The sequence below is a fragment of the Bradyrhizobium sp. AUGA SZCCT0105 genome (assembly GCF_018129565.1).
Classification (GTDB): Bacteria; Pseudomonadota; Alphaproteobacteria; order Rhizobiales; family Xanthobacteraceae; genus Bradyrhizobium.
Map to the genome: position 1 here is coordinate 61,825 of NZ_JAFCMK010000015.1, position 22,288 is coordinate 84,112.

At 65.8% G+C, this 22,288-nt stretch carries 19 protein-coding genes; 9 read left to right on the forward strand and 10 right to left on the reverse strand.

What is annotated here, in order from left to right:
* Positions 1-33: 33 nt before the first annotated feature.
* The gene (gene pdeM, locus JQ573_RS37255) at positions 34-705 is read left to right on the forward strand and encodes a ligase-associated DNA damage response endonuclease PdeM (RefSeq protein ID WP_212319861.1); all 672 of its coding nucleotides are present in this window, start codon (positions 34-36) and stop codon (positions 703-705) included.
* Positions 706-853: 148 nt separating this feature from the next.
* On the opposite strand, the gene JQ573_RS37260 is transcribed toward pdeM, so the two are convergent.
* Positions 854-1,717, reverse strand: coding sequence for a LysR family transcriptional regulator (locus tag JQ573_RS37260; RefSeq protein ID WP_212319863.1), 864 nt, complete (start codon positions 1,715-1,717; stop codon positions 854-856).
* 110 nt (positions 1,718-1,827) lie between these two features.
* Between JQ573_RS37260 and JQ573_RS37265 the strand changes: the two genes are divergently transcribed.
* From JQ573_RS37265 to JQ573_RS37275, 3 genes are read left to right on the forward strand one after another with little or no spacing between them, the layout of a single operon-like run.
* Positions 1,828-2,754 (forward strand): DMT family transporter, encoded by a 927-nt coding sequence (locus tag JQ573_RS37265; RefSeq protein WP_212319865.1) that lies wholly within the window; start codon positions 1,828-1,830, stop codon positions 2,752-2,754.
* A complete protein-coding gene (locus tag JQ573_RS37270; protein ID WP_212319866.1) occupies positions 2,751-3,515 on the forward strand; it encodes an MBL fold metallo-hydrolase in 765 nt (254 codons plus the stop codon). The genes JQ573_RS37265 and JQ573_RS37270 overlap by 4 nt, the downstream gene beginning before the upstream one ends.
* Before the next feature lie 58 nt (positions 3,516-3,573).
* Positions 3,574-4,905, forward strand: a complete 1,332-nt coding sequence (locus JQ573_RS37275; protein WP_212319868.1) for an NRAMP family divalent metal transporter — start codon at positions 3,574-3,576, stop codon at positions 4,903-4,905.
* Between the two features lie 9 nt (positions 4,906-4,914).
* On the opposite strand, the gene JQ573_RS37280 is transcribed toward JQ573_RS37275, so the two are convergent.
* Positions 4,915-5,397: an Lrp/AsnC family transcriptional regulator gene (locus JQ573_RS37280; RefSeq protein ID WP_212319870.1), complete on the reverse strand. Its 483-nt coding sequence runs from the start codon at positions 5,395-5,397 to the stop codon at positions 4,915-4,917.
* Positions 5,398-5,544: 147 nt separating this feature from the next.
* On the opposite strand from JQ573_RS37280, the gene JQ573_RS37285 reads away from it, so the two are divergent.
* Complete coding sequence (locus JQ573_RS37285) at positions 5,545-6,855, forward strand: aspartate aminotransferase family protein (RefSeq protein WP_212319872.1); 1,311 nt, start codon at positions 5,545-5,547, stop codon at positions 6,853-6,855.
* A gap of 98 nt (positions 6,856-6,953) precedes the next feature.
* Here the strand turns inward: JQ573_RS37285 and JQ573_RS37290 are convergent, their stop codons facing one another.
* The 6 genes from JQ573_RS37290 to JQ573_RS37315 all read right to left on the reverse strand — a co-directional run bounded on the left by JQ573_RS37290 (position 6,954) and on the right by JQ573_RS37315 (position 14,423).
* Entirely contained in the window at positions 6,954-7,733 is a 780-nt protein-coding gene (locus tag JQ573_RS37290; protein ID WP_212319874.1) for a TIGR02186 family protein, read from the reverse strand.
* Entirely contained in the window at positions 7,730-8,659 is a 930-nt protein-coding gene (locus tag JQ573_RS37295) for a sulfite exporter TauE/SafE family protein (RefSeq protein ID WP_176528822.1), read from the reverse strand. Before JQ573_RS37295 ends, JQ573_RS37290 begins: the two co-directional genes overlap by 4 nt.
* A 48-nt stretch (positions 8,660-8,707) precedes the next feature.
* Positions 8,708-8,977 (reverse strand): hypothetical protein, encoded by a 270-nt coding sequence (locus JQ573_RS37300; protein ID WP_212319876.1) that lies wholly within the window; start codon positions 8,975-8,977, stop codon positions 8,708-8,710.
* Between the two features lie 3 nt (positions 8,978-8,980).
* Positions 8,981-9,847 (reverse strand): hypothetical protein, encoded by an 867-nt coding sequence (locus JQ573_RS37305; protein ID WP_212319878.1) that lies wholly within the window; start codon positions 9,845-9,847, stop codon positions 8,981-8,983.
* A gap of 123 nt (positions 9,848-9,970) precedes the next feature.
* Positions 9,971-13,558, reverse strand: a complete 3,588-nt coding sequence (locus tag JQ573_RS37310; protein ID WP_212319880.1) for a tetratricopeptide repeat protein — start codon at positions 13,556-13,558, stop codon at positions 9,971-9,973.
* Positions 13,559-13,835: 277 nt separating this feature from the next.
* Positions 13,836-14,423 carry a PadR family transcriptional regulator gene (locus tag JQ573_RS37315; RefSeq protein ID WP_212319882.1) on the reverse strand — a complete coding sequence of 196 codons (588 nt, stop codon included), beginning with the start codon at positions 14,421-14,423 and terminating at the stop codon, positions 13,836-13,838.
* A gap of 163 nt (positions 14,424-14,586) precedes the next feature.
* On the opposite strand from JQ573_RS37315, the gene JQ573_RS37320 reads away from it, so the two are divergent.
* From JQ573_RS37320 to JQ573_RS37335, 4 genes are all read left to right on the forward strand, one after another.
* Complete coding sequence (locus tag JQ573_RS37320; RefSeq protein ID WP_212319884.1) at positions 14,587-15,003, forward strand: nuclear transport factor 2 family protein; 417 nt, start codon at positions 14,587-14,589, stop codon at positions 15,001-15,003.
* 108 nt (positions 15,004-15,111) lie between these two features.
* Complete coding sequence (locus JQ573_RS37325) at positions 15,112-16,899, forward strand: acyl-CoA dehydrogenase C-terminal domain-containing protein (RefSeq protein ID WP_212319886.1); 1,788 nt, start codon at positions 15,112-15,114, stop codon at positions 16,897-16,899.
* A gap of 137 nt (positions 16,900-17,036) precedes the next feature.
* Positions 17,037-18,245, forward strand: a complete 1,209-nt coding sequence (locus JQ573_RS37330) for an acetyl-CoA C-acetyltransferase (protein ID WP_212319888.1) — start codon at positions 17,037-17,039, stop codon at positions 18,243-18,245.
* A gap of 148 nt (positions 18,246-18,393) precedes the next feature.
* Positions 18,394-20,607, forward strand: a complete 2,214-nt coding sequence (locus JQ573_RS37335; protein ID WP_212319890.1) for a 3-hydroxyacyl-CoA dehydrogenase NAD-binding domain-containing protein — start codon at positions 18,394-18,396, stop codon at positions 20,605-20,607.
* 323 nt (positions 20,608-20,930) lie between these two features.
* Here JQ573_RS37335 and JQ573_RS37340 read toward each other — a convergent pair whose 3' ends face one another.
* Both JQ573_RS37340 and gstA read right to left on the reverse strand, forming a co-directional pair.
* A complete protein-coding gene (locus JQ573_RS37340; RefSeq protein ID WP_249132706.1) occupies positions 20,931-21,182 on the reverse strand; it encodes a hypothetical protein in 252 nt (83 codons plus the stop codon).
* Positions 21,183-21,661: 479 nt separating this feature from the next.
* Positions 21,662-22,279, reverse strand: coding sequence for a glutathione transferase GstA (gene gstA / locus JQ573_RS37345; protein WP_212319891.1), 618 nt, complete (start codon positions 22,277-22,279; stop codon positions 21,662-21,664).
* Between the last annotated feature and the right edge of the window lie 9 nt (positions 22,280-22,288).

Here is a 22,288-nt window from a genome sequence, read left to right on the forward strand (position 1 = left end):
GCAAGCGCGCTAGCTTTGCGAGACGGTGACGACATGCGCGTTTCGACGGTCACGGTGGCGGATGTCGGCTTCGTGGCGGATTGCTCCGGCGCGCTGTTCTGGGAAGAGCAGCGCCTGCTCGTGGTGTCCGACCTGCATCTGGAAAAAGGCTCGAGCTTTGCTGCCCGCGGCGTGTTGCTGCCGCCCTACGACACGGTGGCGACGTTGAGCCGGCTTGCCACTGTGATCGCGCGGCACGATCCCAGGCAGGTGATCGCGCTCGGCGACAGCTTTCACGACCGCGATGCGCATGCGCGACTGTCGGAGCCGGATCGCGAGGCGCTGGCGGCGCTGCAAATGCGGCGCAACTGGATCTGGATTGCGGGCAATCACGATCCGGCGCTGCCGACCAGTCTCGGCGGCGTGGTCGCGACCGAGGTCGCGATCGGCCCGATCGTATTCCGCCATGAGCCGACCGGCGCTGCCGGCGAGATCGCCGGGCACCTTCACCCCAAGGCGCGGGTGCCGACGCGCGGCCGCTCGATCGAGCGCCGTTGCTTTGCGAGTGACGGCGAGCGCGCGGTGATGCCGGCGTTCGGCGCCTATACCGGGGGCTTGAGCATCCGCGACGCGGCATTCGCACGGATTTTCGGATCGCCGGGTTTCATGGCCCACGTGCTCGGCGACAACCGCGTCCACGCGTTCGTGGCGTCGCGGTGTTATTGAGACATCCAAGCATTTCTATCACCGTCATCCTGAGGTGCGAGCAGAGCGAGCCTCGAAGGATGCACGGCCACCGTCCGGGCCGTTCATCCTTCGAGGCTCGCAAGCGCTCGCACCTCAGGATGACGGGATGGAGACTGTAGCATCGCCGCTACGCCGCCTTCGCCTGCACACTCTCGCAATACTCCGCCAGCCGATCCGCCAGCCGCAATGTCGCGGGGCTGGCTTCGGGAGTGGCGACAAGGGCGACTTCGGTCCGCTCGATCGGGGCAAAGCCGTCTATTGCCGTCAGCACGCGATGCTCGGCCTGGATCGACATCTCCGACAGGATGCTTAAGCCCAGGCCTGCGGCGACTGCGGCCTGGATGCCGGCGAGGCTGGAGGAGGTGTAGGCCATGTGCCAGTTACGGCCCGCGCGCTCCAGCGCATGGATGGCATGGGCGCGATAGAGGCAGCCCGAGCCGAAGCCAATCAGCGGCACCGAGCCGGTCGCCGTGTCGCGTGGATGGCTCTTGCTGGTGACCCAGTGCACCCGTTCCGGCCACACCGCGATGCCGCCCTTCTCGCTGGCGGCGCGCTTGATCAGCGCGAGATCGAGGTCGCCGCGCTCCAGATCGCGGTACAGGAACAGGCTTTGGCCCGAGCGCACGTCGAGCCGCAAATTCGGGTGGCTGCGCGCGAAGGTCGCGAGCAATCTCGTCAACCGATAGGCGGCAAAATCCTCGGTGATGCCGATCCGGATCGCGCCTTCGCTGCCGGGGCGCGAGAGCACGTCGCGGGCTTCTTCCGCGAGCGACAGCAGCCGCCGCGCATAGGTCAGCAGCCGCTCGCCGGCCTCCGTCGGGGTGACGTCCTTGCCGCTGCGGATCAGGAGCGGCTGGCCGACATCCTCCTCCAGGCGCTTGATCTGCTGGCTCACCGTCGATTGCGTGCGGTGGACGCGCTCTCCGGCGCGGGTGAAGCCGCCGGCATCGACCACCGAGACGAAACTGCGCAGGAGCTCCAGGTCGAGCATCGCAGCCTCCATTCATAAATCCACTGGATGTCAGTCTATCATTTAATTTCCAAATGGCAAGGCGCGGGCCTAGATCATGAGCGATGGCGAAATCGCCAGGAGAAGCTCCCATGTCCGCCGCAACCTCGATGTCCGTCCCCCGCACCCGCTTCAACACTCTGCCGCTGCTGATCGCCCTGTTCTGCCTGCTCTGGAGCTACGCCTTCGTCGCCGGCAAGATCGGCGTCACCGATTGTCCGCCGCTGATCCTGCTCGCCGCGCGATTCTCGCTCGCTGGAGTCCTGATCCTCGGCATCTCCTTGCTGCGCCGGGATCAATGGGATCTCACCTGGCGTGACGCGGCGGTGTTCGCCGTGCTCGGCGTCGCCAATAACGCGCTCTATCTCGGGCTTGGCTATACCGGCCTGAAGACGGTCTCCGCCGGCCTCGGCGCGCTAATCGTGTCGGCCAACCCGGTATTCACCGCCATGCTGGCGGCGATGTTCCTCGGCGAGAGCATGACCTTGCGCAAGGTGGTGGGCCTCCTGCTCGGCATCGTCGGCGTCGCGTTCATCGTCTGGCATCGCATGAAGGTCGGCACCGATAGCCCGCACGGCATACTCTTCACATTGGCCTCGCTTGCCTCGATCGTCGCCGGCACCGTGTTGTTCAAGCTGCTGGCGCCGAAGGGCAGCCTGTGGATCGGCAACGGCATCCAGAACATCGCCGGTGGCCTTGCGGTGATGCCGTTCGCCCTCACGCTCTCCAGCGTTAGTGACATCGTGCCCAGCATGCGGCTCGCCGGCGCCTTCGCCTTCCTCGTGCTCGGCGGTTCAATCCTCGCCTATCTGCTCTGGTTTCATCTCCTGAAAGTGTGTGGCGCGACCGCTGCAAGCGCCTATCACTTCCTGATGCCGCCGCTCGGCATGCTGTTCGCCTATCTCGTGCTCGGCGAGCATGTCGAATTTCGCGATTTGCTCGGGATCATTCCGGTCGCGCTCGGCATTTACCTGGTGACCCGCCCCGCCGCGGCTTCGCCCAAGAGGAGTGTGACGTGAGCATCACCATCACCCTGATCGGAGGCCCAACCGCCCTGATCGAGATCGACGGGTTCCGCCTGCTCACCGATCCGACCTTCGATGCGCCCGGCGACTATCAACTGCCGCATGTGAAGCTGGAGAAGCTGACGGGGCCCGCGCTCAGCGCGGGCGACGTCGGCGAGATCGATGCGGTGCTGCTGAGCCATGACCAGCATTCTGACAATCTCGACCATTCCGGACGGGATTTCCTTAAAGAGGCGAAGCGCGTGCTGACGACGGAGGCCGGTGCCAAGCGGCTTGGCGGCAACGCCGAGGGTTTTGCGCCCTGGGCCTCGACCACCCTGATGAAGGGCGGCCGGACGCTCGCCGTCACTGCGACGCCCGCGCGGCACGGGCCCGCAGGTATCGAGCCGTTGTCCGGCGACGTCATCGGTTTCGTCCTGGAGCCGGCGAAGCCCGGCCGTCCGGTCTATGTCAGCGGCGACACCACCTGGTTCGACGGTGTCGCCGAGGTCGCGCGGCGCTTTACTTGCGGCGTGGTGCTGCCGTTCGCCGGTGCTGCACAGACGCGCGGCCCGTTCCATCTCACCATGGACACCAACGACACCATCGAGACCGCGCGCGCCTTTGCGGACGCAGTCATCGTGCCCGTTCATACCGACGGCTGGGCGCATTTCCGGCAGAACGCGAGTGACCTGCGCGCGAGCTTCGATACGCTCGGCTTCGGCCGCCGTCTGCGCATCCTCGCGCCCGGCGTCGCCACGGACATCGAGGGATAGGTTTCATCCCAGGAACCTTGGCGGCATCCGGCCCGTTGTCAGACGGCTGGAACCGGACATGACGCGGCAAGAGACGATCTCGCGACACGACAAGGATGAAGATGCGCCGCCGGCAAAGCCGCGGCGCGAGCCGTTCAGTTTCAAGCGCATCGTGAAGTCGCTCGGCCCCGGCCTGATCACCGGCGCCTCCGACGACGATCCTTCGGGCATCGGCACCTACAGCCAGGCCGGCGCGCAACTCGGTTACGGCATCGGCTGGACCATGCTGCTGACCTTCCCGCTGATGACCGCGATCCAGGAAATCTCGGCGCGGGTCGGCCGTGTCACCGGGCACGGCATATCGGGCAATGTCTGCCGGCATTATCCAGGCTGGCTGCTGATCATCGTGGTGACGCTGCTGTTCATCGCCAACACCGTCAACATCGCCGCCGACCTGTCGGCCATGGCGGACGCGACCAAGCTCCTGATCGGCGGTCCGGCCATCCTCTATGTCGTGCTGTTCGGCGTGACCTCGGTCGCCGCCCAGATCTTCATGAACTACCGGCGCTACGTCGCCGTCCTGAAATGGCTGACGCTCAGCCTGTTCGCCTATGTCGCGGCGCTCGCCTTCGCCAAGGTGTCCTGGATGCAGGCGCTGGCGGGCGTGCTCGTTCCGCGCCTGACCTGGAGCTCCGATTATTTCACCACCATCGTGGCGATCTTCGGCACAACTATCTCGCCCTATCTGTTCTTCTGGCAGGCCTCGCAGGAGGCGGAGGAGCAGCGGGTCGACGTCACCAAGCATCCGTTGATCGAGAAAGCTTACGGCGTACGGAAGGAGTTTTCCCGCATCCGTGCCGACACCGTCACCGGCATGGCGTTCTCCAACCTGATCGCGCTGTCGATCATCGTCACCGCCGCCGCATCGCTGCATGCTGCCGGCAAGACCGATATCCAGACCTCGGCGCAGGCCGCCGAGGCGTTGCGCCCGATCGCCGGTCCCTTTGCCGAGGTGATCTTCGCGCTCGGCATCGTCGGCACGGGCCTGCTGGCGATCCCGGTGCTCGCAGGCGCGACGGCGTATGCCGTCGGCGAGGGCCGGCGATGGCCGGTCGGACTGGCACGCAAGCCGAAGGAGGCGATGGCGTTCTATTCGGTGCTGGCGCTGTCGGGCGGTATCGGCATCGCGCTCAACTTCACGCCGATCGATCCGATCTCGGCGCTGTACTGGAGCGCGGTCGTCAACGGCGTGCTCGCGGTGCCGGTGATGGTTCTGCTGATGGTCATGGCCCGCCACAAGGCGGTCATGGGACGCTTCGTGATCGGCGGGTGGCTCTACTGGCTCGGCTGGCTCTCGACCGGCGCGATGGCGCTCAGCGTGATCGCGATGGCGGTCGGGGTGCTTGTTTGATCTTTGCGCTCAGAACAGGGCGCTGTCGATCTTCGTCGTCGATTTGACCTTCCGCAGGATGATGGTCGTGCGGTAGCTCGCGATATCGGTGTCGGGATGCATCAGGCGGTCGAGGATGAACGATTGATAGCTTGCGAGATCTGAGGACACGACCCGCAGCGCGTAATCCCAGTCGCCGGCAATCATGCAGCATTCGACGACCTCCGGAAGGTCGATCACCTTTTTCTCGAAACGCGCGAAGGATTCCCTGTTCTGCTGCTTGAGGCGGAGTTCGACGATCACGTCGAACCCGAGTCCAATTCGCGCAGGGTCCACCAATGCCACATAGGAATTGATGACGCCGGTCTCTTCCAGGGTCCGGACGCGTCTCATACAGGGGGCCGACGAGAGGCCGATCCGCTCGGCCAGCTCGAGATTGGTGATGCGCCCCTCGACCTGCAGCACGTCGAGGATTTTCCGGTCCATCTCGTCGATCACGATCGTAGTTCCCATTTCTTTCGCATTTGCCGTCTTTTGCGCAATTGATTGCAGAAGCACGGGCAAATTGCATCTCAAATCGCAATGTCATTGCTGTGTGGGATGCATAAGATGCGCTGCAAAGGTCGTTCATCGCGGCGACCGAGCAGCAAGGAAACGGGCATGGCCGGAAACGACGACAAATCCTTCTGGGATCGCGCGCGGCGTCACCTCATCCGCTATGGCGGGACGTTCGCTCCCGTCATCATCGAGCGCGCCTCCGGATCCTTCGTCTATGACGCCGACGGCCGCGCCATCCTGGATTTCACGTCCGGGCAGATGAGCGCCGTGCTTGGTCACGGTCACCCGGAGATCGTCAAGACCATCGGCGAGCATGCCGAGCGGCTCGACCATCTGTTCAGCGGCATGCTGACGCGTCCGGTCGTCGCGCTCGCCGAACAGCTCGCGGAGCTCTTGCCACCGGGGCTCGATCGCGCCTTGCTGCTGAGCACGGGGGCTGAGTCGAACGAGGCGGCCATCAAGATGGCCAAGCTCGCCACCGGCCGCTTCGAGACCGTCGCGTTCGCGCAGTCCTGGCACGGCATGACATCGGGTGCAGCCGGGGCGACCTATTCGGCCGGCCGCAAGGGCTATGGTCCGGCGCCGGTCGGCTCGCTCGCGATCCCAACGCCGAACCCCTATCGGCCCCGCTTCGGCAATGCGGCCGACTGGCGGGCCGAACTGGCCTACGCCTTCGATCTCGTCGACCGCCAATCGACCGGCTCGCTTGCCTGCATGATCGCCGAGCCGATCCTGAGCTCCGGCGGGTTGATCGATCTGCCGGAGGGCTATCTCGCCGCGCTGAAGGAGCTGTGCCGCGCGCGCGGCATGCTGCTGATCGTCGACGAGGCGCAGACCGGGCTCGGGCGAACCGGCGCCATGTTCGCCTTCGAGCGTGACGGCGTCGTGCCCGATATCCTGACCTTGTCGAAGACGCTCGGCGCCGGGCTGCCATTGGCCGCGGTGGTCACGTCAGCGGAAATCGAGGAGCGCTGTCACGAGCGGGGCTTCCTGTTCTACACGACGCATGTGTCGGACCCGATGCCGGCCGCGGTCGGGCTGAAGGTCATCGAGATCATCCTTCGCGACCGATTGGCCGAGCGCGCGGGGATCGCAGGCGCGCGGCTGAGGGATGGGCTGCTCGCGCTTCAGAACCGGTTCGAATGTATCGGCGACGTCCGCGGCCGAGGGCTGATGCAGGGCATCGAGATCGTGCGCGACCGCTTCAGCAAGGAGCCCGACGAAGCGCTCGGCACGCTGGTGTCGCAGCGTTGCCTGGAGCTCGGACTGAGCACCAACATCGTGCAGTTGCCCGGCATGGGCAGCGTCTTTCGCATCGCTCCGCCGCTGACGATCAGCGATGACGAGATCGATCTTGGCCTCTCGATCCTGAGCGGAGCGTTCGAAAGCGCGTTGCAGCAGATGCGTGACTAGAGCCCCGTTCCGAATGAATCGGAACGGGCTCTAGATTCTTGTTTTGACGCGTTTTCTTCACGCGAACCGGTATCCACTTCGCTCGAAAACGCTCTAAATCAATCCTTGCGGAACACGATCGAGGCCATCCAGCCGGTCATCAGCGCCATGAAAGCGGTGACGAGGCCGTAGACCAGGCCGTTCTGCCGCGCGGTGGTGGCGACGAACTGCTCGAAGCCGACCTTGACGATCTCGAAGGCGGTCTCGGTCTTGGTCACCAGCGCGCCGTCGGAGAACAGCTTGATCTCGACATTGTAGGTGCCGATCGGCACCTCCGCCGGCAGCGGAATGCCGGTGCGAAACAAGGTCGGGGTCAGGAACGTCACCGCCGAGGTGGCTTCGCGGTACAGCCCGTGTTCGGAGCGCAGCCGGACGAAGGCGCTGCGGAACGGGTCGTTCGGCACTACGTCGGCAAAGTCGGGCCCGACCCGCTGCATCAGCAGCACGTTGTTGAGGCCGAGCTGTTGCCGCCGTTGCACCTCCGGCGAGGCGATCTGCTCGAACGGACGATTGGAGAACAGCGCGAGATAGCCCGGTACCTGCAGGAACTGGCGCGAGTCGGTGTTGATCCAGATCCCGAATTTGCGCTCCTTGCGCCGCGTCACCATGTCGGCGCGCGGACCGGCCACCGTGACGACGAGATCGTAATTGCCGCGATTGGACGGCGTCTTGTCGTCCTTCTCGACCGAGCCGAACAGCACGAGCTCGCCGCCGGAATAGTTCGGCGTCACGGTGACGCGGTGGTTGGAGACCGACACGATCAGCCGCTCGGCGCGCGCGGGTGTGGCCACCAGGCTGGCGGCGAGGCCGATGATCGCAAGCGCCGCGCGCAGCCTCATGGCGGGGCTCCGCCGGTTTCGCGGATGCTGAACAGGTCCTGCGGCCGGATCACCAGCTCGACCGCAAAGCGGATGCCGACCGCGAGCACGAGCAGGCCGAGCAAGAGCCGCAGATGCTCGCCGCGGATCTTCTGGCCGGCACGGGCGCCGAACTGCGCGCCGGTGACACCGCCGATCATCAGGATCAGCGCCAGCACGGCGTCGACCAGATGGTTGGTCACCGCGTGCAGCATGGTCGCGAACACCATGGTGACGAGGGTGAGCACCATCGAGGTGCCGATCACGGTCGAGGTCGGCACCCGCAGCACATAGATCATCAGCGGCACCAGGATGAAGCCGCCGCCGATGCCCATCACCGCACCGATGAAGCCGATCACGAGCCCGACCACGACGACCGGGATGACCGAGAGGTAGATCTTGGAGCGCTTGAAGCGCAGCTTCAGCGGCAGGCCGTGAATCCAGCCATGGCTGCCGGGCTTGCGCAGCGTGACCGGGCCGCCGCGCCGGGAACGCAGCATCGCGCGCAGGCCTTCCCAGAACATCAGCCCGCCGACCGTGGTCAGCAGGATGACGTAGGACAGCGCGATCATCAGGTCGAGCTGGCCGAGCGAACGCAGGAAGGTGAAGGTCCACACCCCGAGCGCGGTGCCGATCGTGCCGCCGACCAGCAGCACCGCCGCCAGCAGCGGGTCGATCGCGCGCCGGCGCCAATAGGAGATCGCGCCGGAGAATGAGGAGGCCGCGATGTGGCTCGCCACCGAGGCAACCGCGACCGCGGGCGCGATGCCGACGAAGATCAGCAGCGGCGTCATCAGGAAGCCGCCGCCGATCCCGAACATGCCGGAGACGAAGCCAACCGCCGCGCCCATCGCCAGGATGAGGAAGACATTGACCGGAATGTCGGCGATCGGGAGGTAGAGCTGCACGCGCGTCGCTTCTTGTCGGTTCGCCACATGCTGGGGCGCAAGGCCGCATCACGGCGTGATGTCGTTCTGGTCGGGCATTCTCCGGCTGAACGAATCCGGTCGGCGCGCAAGAAGCAGGCGAACGCGGGTCGATTGCCGCGTTCTTGCATAACCGAAATCGGCGAGGGGAGGGACTAAAGAATCCGCTCTCGATGGCATTTTTCGCCGCACGTGGCCGCTCGGCTCCGGACGTGGTTGATAATTCAGATTAATGACGCCGGTGTCGGCTGGTTTGAGCATGATCTTTTCGGAAAACCGCTCCGCACTTTTCCGGATCATGCTTCAGGGCCGATCGACCGGCCTGGTGATCAGGTTCAGCGCGAGCGCTTCCTTCGGGCTCAGCCAGCGGATATCCGAGGTCTGCGACATCGCTTCCACGATCCCGGACGAGACGCCCATCTTGGTCATGTAGCCCAGCACCATGCCCTGGATGCGTTGCGCCTCGGCGAGGGGATCGCTGACCGGTGCGCTGGTCGTGAAGCGATGCACGCCGAGCCGTGAGCCCGCGATGCCATAGCGGGTCTGGCCGCCGGCATAGACCAGCACACAGGCGCTGGCACAGGCGGCGGCGCGGAGCTTGCCCGAGGCGTCTGATGTGGCGACGGCGGTGACGAGCCCATGGGTGCGGATGACCTCGCCCATGATCGCGGCCTGGTTCAGCGCACCGCCCTGCGACGACAGCAGCACGGCGTCACCAGGGACGAGACGCGCCTCGCTGAGCCGGTCGCGGAACCAGCTCGCGCTGGCCGAGCCGATCGTGCCGCTGATCGCAAGCGCACGCCGGCCGCGGCCCGACCCGTCGATGTCGACGTCGGGAATCACCGCCGAATTCATGCTCGCCGCGATGTAGGTCTCGCGCCAGAAGTCCCACGCGCCGGGCTTCGACAGGTCGCGATAGGCCTGAATGGCGACGCTCGACAACAGCAGCACGAAGATGATGACGGACAAGAGCGAGAACCGGAACGTGCCGGGCGGCGATGCCACGTTCTCTTGTCCTTGCCCTTGCGGGGGCGGAGGCCGAGGAGAAGGCCGAGCCTTGGGAGGAGGCGCGGCAAATGGCGACGGCGTCTGACGCGGCGGCGCGACGCGGGGACCGGTCGGCGACGAACGATGGCCTGTTCCATCATCCTGACGATCGTCGACAGACAAGCCTGACCCTCCGGAGCGCGTGCGCCGTTGGCGCGGGGTTTGCGCCTATCTACACGGCGAAAGGGCGGAGGGATAGGACAGCGGCGCCGTCAAGGCGCCGCAGCAGCTTTCAAATGAGTGCGATTAGTGTGCGGCCAGCGCCGCGGTCCGCTTCGACGGTTGCTTGACGGACTTCGCCGCCGCGGGCTGCACGGGCGCGCCGTCCCAGCCGCCGGCCGGGGCCGGCACGTTGACCGCATCGCTCGGCTGCGGCTCGGGGGTAAAGGTCTGGATCGCAAGCTTCGCTGCGGCCAGCGACTGCGGGTCGAGGCGCTTGGCGATATCGTCGCGCTTGTGGCCGGCGTCGGCGTCGCCCTGTGCAGCCGCGAGGCTGAACCACTTGAACGACTCGGCGAGGTTCTGTTCGACCCCGATGCCGCGGGCATAGAGGATGCCGAGGTTGACCTGGCTGTCGGCGACGCCGCGATCGGCCGCCTTACGGAACCACTGCGCGGCGCTCTTGTAATCGGCGCCCTTGCCGCCGCCATCGGCGTCGAGCACCGCGAGATTGTGCATCGCCTTGGCATTGCCGCGCTCGGCGGCCTGCACGTAATAGCGCCGTGCGACATCGAAATCGCGCTTCACGCTCAGACCCTTCTCGTAGAACGTGCCGAGCCGGAACATCGCGGGCACCACGCCGGCCTGTGCCGCGCGGCCATACCATTTGGCAGCTTCGTCGACATTGGCGGGCACGCCCTTGCCTTCGGCAAAGCGGACGCCGACCTCATAGGCCGCGGCCGCATCGCCCCTGATCGCGGCCGTGCGCAGCGCCGGACCGCCGATCGCGTCGGGCAGCTTCTCGCCCGCCGGAATTTGGACCATGGCAAGCTTGCCGCCGAGCGGCGGTGCGGTCGGAATCGTGCCGGTGATATCACTGGCGGCGGCGATCGGTGCCGCAGCCGGCTCCGGCGCCGCGACGGGCGCGGGCGCTTGAGGGATCGTCACCTGCGCGCTGTCGAGCGTGTTAGGCGCGGCCGTATTGTTGGACTGGCGGCCGAGCGGCGTCGGCGAGGTCATCGACGGCCCGGGCGTGCCGGACGGCGCAGCCGGCGTTGGGACGACAGAGTTCTCGGCAGGCAGCTGCACGGGCGGCGCGGCCGGCTCGCTGTGCTCGATCGCCGGCGTCTGCGGCGCGGAGCTGGTATCGAGCAGGTTCATCGCCATCTTGGCGGTCGAGAGCAGGATCACGACCACGCTCGCGCCGACCAGCAGCGATCGGATCTTGGAGGTGATGGTCGAAGGCTGGGCCTCCGGCGCGCCAGTCGCCGCCGCACCAGTCGCGGGCACGCCGGCCTTGCCGGCAGCGGCCTTCGCAGCCTTGTCGGCCTTCTCCTTGGCCTTGGCGGCGGCCTTGCTCGCGGCGCGCGCGGCCTTGTCGTTGACGGGCTGTGCGGCGGCGGCCTGCGCGGCGCGGCGCGCGGCGGCGATGAAGCTCGAGGTCGAGACCGGCTCCTTCTTGCCGGCGGGTAGATCGCTGATCGCGCGTTCGGAATCCGCGATCCGCTCCGACGGCGACGACGCGCGGCCCGTAGGGCGCGTGCCCGGCTCGAGCGGATGATCCGGCGGCAGATCCGGCGCGATCGCGGCGCGCGCGGAGGCGGCATGCGGCTCGAGGATCTCGCTGATCGCGCGCGGCGGCAGCGGCGGCAGCGGCGGCGGCGCGGTCTCGACCGGCTGCGCGGCATGGAATTCGCGCGGCGCGGACATGAAGTGCTCCTGCGCCAGCGCAGGATTGGGCAATTCGGGCCTGTACGATTCAGGCCGGTACGATTCAGGCTTATATGATTCAGCCTTGTATGATTCAGGCTGCGCGGTCGGCTGCGGCATCGCCGCGCGCGGCATCTCCATCCGCGGTGCTTCCATCCGCGGTTCGGCATAAGCAGGGGCGGGCGGAGCCGGCGGCGCGGTGCGGACCGCGCGCAGATCGTTCTCGATCATCGCCAGCCGATCGACGACATGGCCGAGCGTGTTGTGAACGGTCTCCAGCGAATCCTGGGTGCGGCGATCGGTCTCCGACTGGCTGAAGCGGATGTCGGACAGTTCGCGCTTCACCAGGTCGACGATGCCGCTGTCCATCATCGGCTGCGGCGAGGAGCTGCTGACGTTGTTGCGGGTGGCGTCGGCGAGCGAGGCGATATGGGCGTGCTGCGCCTCGAGGTGCCGCATGATGTCATGCAGCCCTTCCTCGACCCGGCCGAGATTGCCGGAGCGCTGGTCGGCGGACTCCAGGCGTTCGAGCAGATACGAGACGCGCTGCTCGAGATGGGTGAACGCCGACGAGCTGTCGTTGCCGACCTGCAGGCGGTCGATCCGCTCCGACAGCGAGCGCAGGGCGCCCTCGATGGCGTCGGTATTGTCGTAGCCAGCGACCGGCCGCTCGCGGGTCTCCAGCGTCGACGCCAATGCGGCGATGCGCTGCTCGATTCCGGCGAAGGCATCGACGTGGGACTCGGCGCGCGACATCTGCGACAGCTGGTCGACCTTCGCGGCCAGCGCATGCACGTCCCCGGAGAGCTGCAGCAGCGCGTCGTTGGAGGCGACGTTGGAGACGATGGCGCGCAGCGCGGCGATCGCGCTCTCGAGCTGATGCACCGTCGACGGATCGTCGTTGGCGCGCAGGATCATGTCGAGCTTGGCGCCGAGATTGCGGATCGCCTCGTCATAGCCGGTGAGCTGCTCGGCGGGCGTCAGCGTGCGCAGCGCCTCGCGGATTTCCGCCAGCGCGCGTTCGATGCCGGTAATCACCTGGACCTGGCCGTTGCTGCTGTCCTGGCGGATCTCGTCGATCCGGTGATGCAGCGAACGGATCTCGTTCTCGATCGATTCGATCGCGCGGCGCGGCATCGCCTCGGTGATCGCCTGGCGGATTTCGGCAAGCTCGCCGCGGAAGGCCGCGATCGATTGCTCGATATGATCGGGCCGCTGCAGCGCCTCGATCTGGCTCGTGATCTTGAGCAGGTGCCGCTCGAGCGAGGAGAAATCGGGCCCGGCCGGCGCAGCCGGCGGCGGCGCATAGGCGGCCATCGGCGGAGCCGCTTGCGGCATCGGCTGAGCGTTGCGCGGCGGCATCTGCCGTTGCGCTGATCCGTCGAGCTCGTTCTGACGTGCGGCGATCTCCGCGATCGCGGAATCGAACGACGCCGGGCTGAGCGGCGGCGAGGGGCGGTAGACCTGGGCTGCGGCGCGCTCGACCGCTTCCGCCTGGCGCAGCCTTTCCTCCAGTTGCCGGTCCTGCATCTGCGGCTCCCGCTGCATCTGCGCTTCACGCATCGGCTGGGGTTGCGGCTCGCGCGTGGGCTGCGGTCGCGAAATCTGCGACAGCCGCGCATCGAGGCGCGAAATCGCGTCGTTCAGCTGCCGTGCGACGGCGGGCTGGCCGCGCGGCACTTCGGCGCGCACGGCTTCGGCGCGCGACATTGGCTTTGCAATCTGTTCGATCTGGCGGGTGATCGCGTCGAGCCGCTGATGGATATCGGCGACCTCGCGGCTTTCCCGGCTCGGCATCGGCTGCCGTTGCTCGGGCGCCGTCCGCCAATCCGGCGGGCTCGGCTCGCCGACGGTGGAATTGAGCCAGTCGTTCAGCGACATGCCGGCGCGGCGCGCAGCCGCCTCGGCCCTGTCGCGGACGGAGGGATCGATGCCATCAACACTCCACGATACGCGCGAATTCATGATTCCGTCCGGTCCCGACTCCGGCGCTACACCCTGCGCCCGCAGCCTCCCCGCGCATTCCCGTTAAGAGACAATCGAATTCTGCGCTGGTCGTCTGCTTCAGCTGCTGACTTTTTCCCGTCACGGTAAATAACGGGTTAAGGAATGCGGCCGGCGGGCCTTAAAGTTAGGGAATCCGGGAACCTGTTGCGCCGGATCAGGACACGCCTATCGCTTTCCGGCAAAGCGGATTCCGCGTCGCGTGCCGGCATGCGCAAAGCATGACCTGAGATTGTTTCTAGCCGTTGCCTTCGCGCTTGCCGTCGTCGAGCGACAGCACATTGCCGCGACCGGACATCGCCGAGAGCGCGTCGAGCGCCTCCTCGCACCACTCCACCACCATGTGCTCATGGCGCATCCCGAGGCGCAGACTGAGCATCTTGCCGACATCGGCCGGCGGCGCGGTGCCGTCGGGGAAGCGCTTGTTGAGCAGACGCCCGTAGCGCTCGTAGCGGTCGCGGTGATGCTCCAGTCGCGCCATCAGGTCGGTGCGCAGCGGCTCGATGTCGACGCAGTCGAGCGCATAGAGCCGGACCAGCAGGTCGTCCTTGATCGAGGGCGGAACGCTCGGCCGCGCCGCCCAGTGCTTCAGCGCGGCGCGGCCCTCGGCCGTCAGCGTGTAGACCAGCTTGTTCGGCTTGCCGGATTGCACCACCTCGCGGCCCTGGACATGGCCCTTGTCGCGCAGCCGGGAGAGCTCGCGGTAGATCTGTTGATGGTCGGCCTTCCAGAAGAAGCCGATCGAGGCGTCGAACGTCTTGGCGAGCTCATAGCCCGTCATCGGACGTTCCGTGAGGCATGCGAGGATTGCGTCACCGAGTGCCAACGCCCACCTCCATCTCAGTTCCCAGGAAGGCCATTCTGAAGTTCGCTTGACTTTATGCGCAACTGTGCATATGCGTCAATATGCATATGGTGATCGGCGTGCCGCCTTGTCGCGCGCGGCCGATGTTCAGGCCCCTCAACCCCCCGCCGCAGGAGACGTCCGAATGAGCAAGCCGGGCCTCGACAAGTGGTACGCCTACATGAAGTCCCACGACACCGTCGCTCTGTGGGATCTGCTGCATCCCGACGCGGTGTTCGAAAGCCCGGTCGTGCACACGCCGCAGCGCGGCCGCGACATCACCTTCAAATACCTCACCAGCGCCGCCAAGGTGCTCGGCGGCCCGACCTTCAAGTATCTCGGCGAGTGGCGTAACGACACCGGCGCGGTGCTCGAGTTCGAGAACGAGATCGAAGGCATCAAGCTCAACGGCGTCGACATCATCACATTCGACGGTGACGGCCGGATCACGCATTTCAAGGTGATGGTGCGTCCGCTCAAGGCGATCAACCTGCTGCATCGGATGATGGGCGAGGAGTTGATGAAGCAGAGCGGCGCAACGTCGCAATCACAGTCTCGCTAGGACCTGCCGCGGACCTTCCGAACCGGATAAGGTCCGTTCCAACAAACCCAAGGACAGGCTGCGCAGCATCGGTCGCGCGTGCGACCGCGAGCCAGCCGGGAGATCAGCATGCCGACCTACAAAGCCCCCGTCGAAGACGTCAGCTTCCTGTTGAACGACGTTTTCCAGATCGACCGCTACGGCAATCTTCCCGGCTTCACCGATGCGTCGGCCGATGTGCGCGAGGCGATCCTCGGCGAAGCCGCCAAGCTCAGCGAAGAGGTGTTGCAGCCGCTCAATCGCACGGGCGATCTCGAAGGCTGCAAGCGTAATGACGACGGCAGCGTCACCACGCCGAAGGGCTTCAAGGAAGCCTTCAAGCAGGTCGCCGAAGGCGGCTGGCTCGGCCTGTCGGCGCCGACTGAATTTGGCGGCCAGGGCCTGCCGGTGACGCTCTCGCAGGCGGTCAACGAATTCCAGATCTCCGCCAACATGGCGTTCTCGATGTATGGCGGGCTGACCATGGGCGCGACCGCCGCGCTCCTGGTGCACGGCACCCCCGAGCAGAAGAAGACCTACGTGCCGAAGATGGTTGCCGGCGAGTGGACCGGCACGATGAACCTGACCGAGCCGCAGTGCGGCACCGATCTCGGTCTGCTCCGCACCAAGGCGGTGCGCCAGGCCGACGGCAGCTTCAAGATCACGGGCACCAAGATCTTCATCTCCGCCGGCGAGCACGACCTCGCCGACAACATCATCCATCTCGTGCTGGCCCGCATCGAAGGCGCGCCGGCCGGCATCAAGGGCGTCTCGCTGTTCGTCGTTCCCAAGGTGCTGGTCAATGCCGACGGCTCGCTCGGCCAGCGCAACGGCGTCACCTGCGGCTCGATCGAGCACAAGATGGGCATCCACGGCAATTCCACCTGTGTGATGAACTACGACAACGCCACCGGCTGGCTGATCGGCGAAGAGAACAAGGGCATGCAGGGCATGTTCGTGATGATGAACGAGGCTCGCCTCGGCGTCGCGGTGCAGGGCCTCGCGCAGTCCGAGGTCGCCTATCAGAACGCGGTCGCCTATGCGCGCGAGCGCCTGCAGGGCCGCGCGCTGACCGGCGTCAAGGCCGCCGACAAGCCGGCCGATCCGATCATCGTGCATCCCGACGTGCGCCGCACGCTGCTCACCATCCGCGCCTTCAACGAGGCGGCGCGCGCCATGGTGGTGTGGACCGCGCTGAAGAGCGACGTTGCGCACCGCTCCAACGACCCGAAGGATCGCCAGGCCGCCGACGACCACATGGGCCTGATGACGCCGGTGCTGAAGGGCGTTCTGACCGACACCGGCTTCGCCAACACGGTCTCGGCGCAGCAGATGTTCGGCGGCCACGGCTATATCGCCGAGCATGGCATGGAGCAGTTCGTGCGCGATGCCCGCATCGCGATGATCTACGAGGGTGCCAACGGCATCCAGGCGCTCGACCTCGTCGGCCGCAAGCTGCCGCGCGACGGCGGCCGTGCCGCGATGGCGTTCTTCGGCGAGGTCACCGCCTTCGCCAAGGAGCATGGCGCCGACGAGGCGATGAAACCGTTCATCACCCCGCTCTCCACCGCGCTCGGCCATCTGCAGCAGGCCACCGGCTGGCTGATGCAGAACGCGCTGACCAAGCCTGACAATGCCGGCGCCGCGGCGACCGATTTCATGAAATTGTTCGGCCTCGTCGCGCTCGGCTACATGTGGGCGAAGATGGCCAAGGTGGCGCAGGACAAGGCCGCCGCCGGCACCACGCCTTACCTCAACACCAAGCTCGTGACCGGCCGCTTCTTCATGGAGCGGCTGCTGCCCGAGACCGCCGTGCATCTGGCCCGGATCCAGAGCGGCAGCGCCACCACGATGGAATTGGCCGCGGAAGCGTTCTGAAGCGTTTTCCAGCGAAGTGGATACCGGTTCGCATGAAGAAAACGCGTCAAACAAGAAAGCCTTGAAAATTGCCGCCGCACCCGTGCGGCGGCGCTTCCTTCCGTATATATTATGATCCTCATATCAAGGAGGGCGTCATGCCTGAGGCATACATCTACGATCACGTTCGTACTCCGCGCGGCCGCGGCAAGGCCGATGGCGCGCTCCACGAGGTCACCGCGCTGGCGCTCGCCACGGTGCCGCTGACGTCGCTCAAGGAGCGCAACAATCTGCCCGAGGACTCCGTCGACGACGTCATCCTCGGCGTGGTCGATCCGGTCGGCGAGGCCGGCTCCGACATCGCCCGCTTCGCCGCGCTGAAGGCCGGCCTCGGCGAGAAGGTGCCGGGCGTGCAGATCAGCCGCTTCTGCGCCTCCGGCCTCGATGCCGTGAACTTCGCCGCGGCCCAGATCATGAGCGGCCAGCATGAGCTCGTGATCGGCGGCGGCGCGGAATCGATGAGCCGCGTCGGCATCGGCGCCTCCGGCGGCGCCTGGCCGATGGATCCCTCGATGGCGGTGCCGGCCTATTTCATGCCGCAGGGCATCTCGGCCGATCTGATCGCGACCAAATACGGTTTTTCGCGCGACGACGTCGACGCCTACGCCGTGCAGAGCCAGCAGCGTGCGGCCAAGGCCTGGGACGAAGGTCGCTTCAACAAGTCGGTGGTGCCGGTCAAGGACATCAACGGCCTGACCATCCTCGCCAAGGACGAGCACATGCGCCCGACCACGACGATGCAGTCGCTGGCGCAGCTGCAGCCGTCCTTCGCGGCGATGGCGGCGATGGCCGGCTTCGACGCGGTGGCGATCCAGTCGCATCCCGAGGTCGAGAAGGTCAATTACGTGCATCACGCCGGCAATTCCTCCGGCATCGTCGACGGCGCCGGCGCGGTGCTGCTCGGCAGCAAGGAGGCAGGAGCCAAACACGGGCTGAAGCCGCGTGCCAGGATCCGCGCCTTCGCCAATATCGGCTCGGAGCCGGCGATGATGCTGACCGGCCCGGTCGACGTCACCGAAAAGCTGTTCGAGCGTTCCGGCATGAAGAAGTCGGACATCGACCTGTTCGAGCTCAACGAGGCCTTTGCTTCGGTCGTGCTGCGCTACATCCAGGCCTTCGACATCGACAACGCCAAGATCAACGTCAATGGCGGCGCGATCGCGCTCGGCCATCCGCTCGGCGCGACCGGCGCGATGATCCTCGGCACCGTGCTCGACGAGCTCGAACGCACCAACAAGGAGACGGCGCTGGTGACGCTGTGCATCGGCGGCGGCATGGGCACCGCCACCATCATCGAGCGCGTGTAACGCTGCTGCGTAGGGTGGGTTAGCCGAAGGCGTAACCCACCATGTCACCGCGAGAGAGATGGTGGGTTACGCTTCGCTAACCCACCCTACGAGATCGAGACGCAACCGCCGCGCCTGAGATCGGCCGCCGGCACCGAGGGAGCAAAAGATGGCTTACAAGAATTTCAAGTTCGACGTCGACGCCGACGGCATTGCGCTCGTCACCTGGGACATCCCGGGCCGTTCGATGAACGTGTTCGATGAGGTCTCGACGCAAGAGATCGGCGAGATCATCAAGCAGACGACCAGCGATGCCGCGATCAAGGGCGTCGTGATCACGTCGGCCAAGGAGGCGTTCTGCGCCGGCGCCGACCTTTCGATGCTCGAGGGCATGAACCGCAGCTACGCGCAGCTCTTCAAGGAGAAGGGCGAGGAAGCCGCGAACCAGATGCTGTTCGAGCAGAGCCGCCAGATGTCGCAGTCGTTCCGCGCGATCGAGACCTCGGGCAAGCCGTGGGTCGCCGCGATCAACGGCCTCGCGCTCGGCGGCGGTTTCGAGATCACGCTGGCCTGCCACTACCGCGTCGCGGCCGAGAACCCCAAGACTCGCCTCGGCCTGCCCGAGATCAAGGTCGGCCTGTTCCCGGGCGCCGGCGGCACCCAGCGTGTGCCGCGCCTGGTGTCGCCGCAGGACGCGATGCAATTGCTGCTCAAGGGCGAGGCGGTCAATCTGACCCGCGCCAAGGCGCTCAATCTGATTCACGCCGTCGTGCCCGCGGCCGATCTGATCAAGGCCGCGAAGGACTGGATCAAGGGCGGTGGCAAGGCCGTCGCGCCGTGGGACGAGAAGGGCTTCAAGCTGCCCGGCGGCCCCGTCTTCTCCAAGATGGGCATGCAGATGTTCCCGGCCGGCAACGCGATCTATCGCCGCGAGACCTACGACAATTATCCGGCCGCGCGCGCCATCATGAGCTGCGTCTATGAAGGGCTGCAATTGCCGATCGACGCCGCGCTGCGGGTCGAGTCGCGCTACTTCACGAAGGTCCTGCGCTCGAAGGAAGCCGCCGCGATGATCCGCTCGCTGTTCCTGTCGATGCAGGAGCTCAACAAGGGCGCGCGCCGCCCGGCAGGCGTGCCGCCGACCAAGGTGAAGAAGCTCGCCGTGATCGGCGCCGGCTTCATGGGCGCCAGCGTCGGCTATGTCTCGGCGCAGGCCGGCATCGACGTCGTGCTGGTCGACCGCGACCAGGACAGCGCCGACAAGGGCAAGGGCCACGCCAAGACCGTGGTCGACGGCCTGGTCGCGAAGGGCCGGATGAAGCAGGAGGCGGGCGACGCCATCCTCGCGCGCATCTCGGCCACGGCGGACTACAACGTGATCTCGGACTGCGACCTCGTCATCGAGGCCGTGTTCGAGGACCGCAAGGTCAAGGCCGACACCTATGCCAAGGCGCAGCCGCTGCTGAAGCCGGGCGCGATCTTCGCCTCCAACACCTCGACCCTGCCGATCAATTCGCTGGCCGAGGAGTTCAAGGACCAGGGCAAGTTCATCGGCATCCACTTCTTCTCGCCGGTCGAGAAGATGATGCTGGTCGAAATCATCCTGGGCAAGAACACCGGCGACGTCGCGCTGGCGACCGCGCTCGACTATGTCCGCGCGATCGGCAAGACGCCGATTGTGGTGAACGATTCCCGTGGCTTCTTCGCCAATCGCTGCGTGATGCGCTACATCTCCGAGGGCAATGAGATGTTGCTCGAAGGCGTGCCGCCGGCGATGATCGAGAACACCGCCAAGATGGCCGGCATGCCGGTCGGGCCGCTGTCGCTGCAGGACGAGGTCGCGCTCGATCTCGGCCTCAAGATCACCAAGGCGACCGAGGCCGATCTTGGCCCCAACGCGATCGACCAGGCGCAGAAGAAGCTGATGGTCGAGATGGTCGAGAAGCAGGGCCGCTTCGGCCGCAAGAACGGCAAGGGCTTCTACGACTATCCGGAGAAGGGCAAGGGTCAGAAGAGCCTGTGGCCGGGACTGGCCGATTTGCAGCCGAAGCAGCTCGATCCCGACACGCTCAGCGTCGAGGAATTGAAGCAGCGCTTCCTGGTGGTGCAGGCGGTGGAAGCCGCGCGCACCGTCGAGGATCACGTCATCACCGACGTGCGCGAGGCGGATGTCGGCTCGATCCTCGGCTTCGGCTTCGCGCCGTTCACCGGCGGTGCGCTGTCCTACATCGACTTCATGGGTACCAAGAATTTCGTTGTGCTCTGCCACGCCTTCGAGAAGAAATACGGTTCGCGCTTCACGCCGCCGAAGCTGCTCGAGGAGATGGCGGCCAAGGGCGAGACCTTCTACGGCCGTTTCCCGCCGAAGAAGCAGGCGGCGTAGGCGTCGTTACGTTCTGAGCCAGTTCGCACAGGATCAAGCCGGTCATCGATCCGACTTGATCCTGTTGCGTGACGGTCGCGCAGGTCAAAGTCCCGCCACGCTTGCTCCCCACTGGCACCATGCTGCTGGCATCACTCTTGCTGGTCGATCGCCAAGACGATCACCAAAGATGACGATCAGGGTTGGGGTGTCCTGCAATGCATTCTATGCTCAAGGAAGGTGCCGCTGAGGCCGCGGGCAAGCATTCCGTCTTGCTCTCACCGCCGCGACGAGGAAATCCGCTGCGCTTGCGGGGCAAAGGTCCTTCCTGGTTCGGCCTGGTGCTATTCTTTCTGGCCGTGGACCTTGTGCTCGCGGCGGCCGCGTGGAATGCCGTCGACTTCTTCCGCCATTGAGCCGTCATGGCCCGGCGAGAGCACAGCGCCGGTGAGATAGGCGATCTGGTTGAATACGAGGCAGGCGACGACGATCGGAGCGCCGGTGGCAAAGGCATAGCCGTCGGATTGGAGCACGATTGCCGCGAGCACCGCGACCAGCGGCGACACCAGCATCAAGGTCCAAACCCGAAAGTACAAACTGGTTGCCAGCCCGACGAGCGTACTGGTCAACAAAACCGTAAAGGCGATCGTCACATTTTTAGACCAGTTGGAGCGGAGGGCGCGCCGCAGGTCATAGTCGGTCAGTTGGATCGCTCGAACAAGGACAAGAACGCCCTCAGCCGGAAGTACACCGACTTAGTCTTAATCGGTACAATGCGGATCAAATCTGATTTGTTCCAGCGCGTGCCGAAAGTTTGCACCGCTCATTTCTCCCGTGGTGCGCTGGTTGAAGTTGGTGAAGCGCAGCACCGCTGATGCGCCCAGCTTGAGCTGATCGATATCTTGCGGCGCAACATGCGCGATCGACGCGGTGAGCTGGCCGCGTTCGTCGAGCAGCCGCGCCGAATCTCGTTGCAGCGCGGTGATGCTTGCCGCGACCTCTTAGGTCGCGCGTAGAAAAAAGGGCCGGATCCTTGATCCGGCCCTTTCACGTCTGATGAAACTGGCGCGAAAGCTCAGGCAGCCTTCAGCAGGCCTTCCTTCTTCAGTGCTTCCTGTACCTTCGGGCGCGCGGCGACGCGGGCCTTGTAGGCCATCACATTCGGCAGGCCGGAGAGATCGAAGCCCAGCCGGTCGGTGGCCCACATGATCATGGTGAAGAGATAGCCGTCGGCGACCGTGAACTGGTTGCCCATCAGGTATTCGCGCCCGGCGAGCTGGCTCTCGACATACTTGAATTTGCCCATGGCGCGGTCCTTGAAGAACGCCTTGGCGTCGTCGGCGAGCGCGGGCGAGAACATCGGGCCGAGATTCTTGTGCAGCTCGGTCGTGATGTAGTTCAGCCATTCGAGCAGCTTGTAGCGCTCGTTGGAGTCCCGCGCCGGTGCCAGCTTCCTGTCGGCGACCTTGTCGGCGATCATCTGGATGATGATCGGCCCTTCGGTGACCATCTCGCCGGTATCCAGCGCCAGCGCGGGCACCTGGCCCTTGGGGTTCACTTGCAGGAAATCGTCGCCGTTTTCGAGCTTCTTGGCGCGCAGATCGACCTTGACCAGGTCGTAGGGCAGGCCGGCCTCGAGCAGGGCGATGTGGGGGGAGAGGGAGCAGGCACCGGGGGAGTAATAAAGCTTCATGGGGGTATT

Bases quoted from the DNA above. Each gene is read 5' to 3' on its own strand.
- gstA (WP_212319891.1), bottom strand. From the start codon at position 22,279: ATGAAGCTTTATTACTCCCCCGGTGCCTGCTCCCTCTCCCCCCACATC.
- JQ573_RS37335 (WP_212319890.1), top strand. From the start codon at position 18,394: ATGGCTTACAAGAATTTCAAGTTCGACGTCGACGCCGACGGCATTGCG.
- JQ573_RS37320 (WP_212319884.1), top strand. From the start codon at position 14,587: ATGAGCAAGCCGGGCCTCGACAAGTGGTACGCCTACATGAAGTCCCAC.
- JQ573_RS37300 (WP_212319876.1), bottom strand. From the start codon at position 8,977: ATGATCCGGAAAAGTGCGGAGCGGTTTTCCGAAAAGATCATGCTCAAA.
- JQ573_RS37265 (WP_212319865.1), top strand. From the start codon at position 1,828: ATGTCCGCCGCAACCTCGATGTCCGTCCCCCGCACCCGCTTCAACACT.
- JQ573_RS37260 (WP_212319863.1), bottom strand. From the start codon at position 1,717: ATGCTCGACCTGGAGCTCCTGCGCAGTTTCGTCTCGGTGGTCGATGCC.
- JQ573_RS37285 (WP_212319872.1), top strand. From the start codon at position 5,545: ATGGCCGGAAACGACGACAAATCCTTCTGGGATCGCGCGCGGCGTCAC.
- JQ573_RS37330 (WP_212319888.1), top strand. From the start codon at position 17,037: ATGCCTGAGGCATACATCTACGATCACGTTCGTACTCCGCGCGGCCGC.
- JQ573_RS37310 (WP_212319880.1), bottom strand. From the start codon at position 13,558: ATGAATTCGCGCGTATCGTGGAGTGTTGATGGCATCGATCCCTCCGTC.
- JQ573_RS37325 (WP_212319886.1), top strand. From the start codon at position 15,112: ATGCCGACCTACAAAGCCCCCGTCGAAGACGTCAGCTTCCTGTTGAAC.
- JQ573_RS37275 (WP_212319868.1), top strand. From the start codon at position 3,574: ATGACGCGGCAAGAGACGATCTCGCGACACGACAAGGATGAAGATGCG.
- JQ573_RS37290 (WP_212319874.1), bottom strand. From the start codon at position 7,733: ATGAGGCTGCGCGCGGCGCTTGCGATCATCGGCCTCGCCGCCAGCCTG.
- pdeM (WP_212319861.1), top strand. From the start codon at position 34: ATGCGCGTTTCGACGGTCACGGTGGCGGATGTCGGCTTCGTGGCGGAT.
- JQ573_RS37280 (WP_212319870.1), bottom strand. From the start codon at position 5,397: ATGGGAACTACGATCGTGATCGACGAGATGGACCGGAAAATCCTCGAC.